This window comes from Cupriavidus sp. 01L46, assembly GCF_056399905.1.
The window spans coordinates 1-2,136 of record NZ_JBFTSF010000533.1; the positions used below are offsets into that span (position 1 = coordinate 1).

Below are 2,136 nucleotides of genomic sequence, written 5' to 3' on the forward strand. Positions count from 1 at the left end.
CCGGGCAAACTCATCACCGGCGTCGAGGCGACCGGTGAACACCAAAGCAGGCTTAAATGTTCCAGCGATCCGCGATGGCCGCCAGACGCTGCCTGAGATCGTCGAACTCGCCGGACAAGCGCAGCGTCAGCGAGACATAGCCAGCCCATCGAGCAGCAAGATCAGCGGCACCATCAGCAGGATCGGGGGGGCCAGCACGCCCAGCGTGGCCGCCACGCTGGCCCGGCCCTCGTGGAACAACCTGCGGTAGCTCAGCCCGCTGGCATGCAGCAGGGTGCTGAATACCAGCCCATAGCAGGCCACGCGAATCAGGCTGGCTGCGGCCATTGGCTGCATGCCGCTGCGCAGCAAGGCCGGGCGCAGCAACATGGTCAATATCACCTCGACAAACCAGGCCACGAAGGTGAGCGCGAGCGCCCATTGGAAGGTAATCGGTTGGGTCTGGTCTTGCGGGGGTGGATTCATGGATCGCGAGATCTGTCAGGACGATGAGCTTGTCGTGGGTTGCCGCCTCCATTAACGGCGGCGGCACCGCGATTCTGTAGAACCGGCTGCCCGAAACACGGCCAGGGCAGGTGATGGATGGCTTTCACTTTCAGCTGGGGGGAATGGCGCAGCGCTATGGGATATCGGATAAAGAAGGCATCCAGGTTCAAGGCGGACACATGCAACCCGCTTCCGGCGGCATCGGGTCTGCCTGGCCAGGTGGGTATACTCTGCGAGTGCGGCGTTCGGAAGCAACTATCCGGTCCCCGGCACAACTACCAGCAGAAGCGATGAAGCAGGCAAAAAAAGCCATTGAGGGCAACCCGTCCAGCGAAGAGGGCAGCGGCAAGACGCCGGTACCGGCAGCGTTGCTGCACGCTMGCAGCTCGCCCCGAGCGACCGGCAGCGCCACGGTGGCCGATGTCGCCAGCATCGCTGGCGTATCTGCCATGACGGTGTCGCGGGTCCTGAACAACCCGGAACGGGTTTCGCCTCGCACGCTCGCGGTGGTGAAAGGTGCCATCGAGCGCACTGGCTATGTGCCGAACCTGCTTGCAGGGGGACTGGCTTCACGCCGTAGCCGGCTCGTTGCGGTAGTGGTGCCGACCATCGCGAATTCCATGTTTGCCCAAGTCACGCAGGCGCTCACGGACGAACTCGGCAAGGCCGGATACCAGGTGATGCTCGGCCTTTCCGGATACGACGCGTCGCGCGAGCAGGAACTGCTGGACGCCATCCTGAGCCGCCGTCCCGATGGCATCGTCCTGACCGGCACGGTGCATACCGACACCACGCGCACCCGACTGCTCAAATCCGGCATCCCGCTGGTCGAGACCTGGGATATGAGTCCCTCGCCAATGGACATGCTGGTTGGCTTTTCCCACGAGCAGGTCGGGGTGGCCGTGGCGGAGTATCTGTTGGACAAGGGGTATCGGCGATTCGGACTTGTGTTCGCCAATGACCAGCGGGKCGACGTTCGCCGCCGCGGCTTGCTTGCGGCGCTGGCCAGACACGGCATCAGCGACGTGCCCCTCGAGTCGGTGCCGGTGCCAAGCACCATGGGCTTGGGCAAGCGGCATTTCGCCAAGCTACTGGAACGTGCCCCTGGGCTGGATGTCGTGGTCTGCAGCTCCGACCCTTTGGCGCAGGGGGTCATCGTGGAGGCGCAAGAGCGGGGCATTGGTGTTCCGGATCAGCTCGCGGTGATGGGGTTCGGCGACTACGATTTCGCCGCCGAGTTGTCTCCGACACTCAGTTCCGTCAGCATCGATGGGAAGGCGATCGGCAATCGCGCTGCGCGTTTCCTGGTCGCCAGGATCGAGAAGACGGAGTCCGCCGGGTCCGAGACCGTTGTCGATGTCGGTTTCAGCATCATCGAAAGAAGAAGTACCTCAAAAAGCAAATCAAAAGGCTCTATTTGAATGCGGCTAGGGATTTCCCTGCAAAGTTGAGCCTTGAATCTGTCAAATGGTAGCGCTAACATACAGCCGTTGTTGATTGGCAGGCGAAACGCCCAAGTGATTCGCCTCGAAATGTTAGCGCTAACAATCAGCGCGTCTGGTTGATGAAGAGCGCGTTGGCAACGAGTAGAAGGGCTCGCCCAGTTACGCATGAGGCAGCCCAGTCCATCAGGCAGGAGACACCCATGAC

The 2,136-nt window shown here is 62.1% G+C and carries 2 protein-coding genes; one reads left to right on the plus strand and one right to left on the minus strand.

The features are described 5' to 3' along the window. Positions 1-126: 126 nt before the first annotated feature. Positions 127-465, minus strand: coding sequence for a hypothetical protein (locus AC1DS3_RS37985; protein ID WP_477129285.1), 339 nt, complete (start codon positions 463-465; stop codon positions 127-129). Between the two features lie 311 nt (positions 466-776). Here AC1DS3_RS37985 and AC1DS3_RS37990 point away from each other — a divergent pair, with 311 nt between their 5' ends. Continuing rightward, complete coding sequence (locus AC1DS3_RS37990; protein WP_477129286.1) at positions 777-1,907, plus strand: LacI family DNA-binding transcriptional regulator; 1,131 nt, start codon at positions 777-779, stop codon at positions 1,905-1,907. Positions 1,908-2,136 lie beyond the last annotated feature (229 nt).

Coding starts and splice junctions, on each gene's coding strand:
- AC1DS3_RS37985 (WP_477129285.1), bottom strand. CDS start 465: ATGAATCCACCCCCGCAAGACCAGACCCAACCGATTACCTTCCAATGG.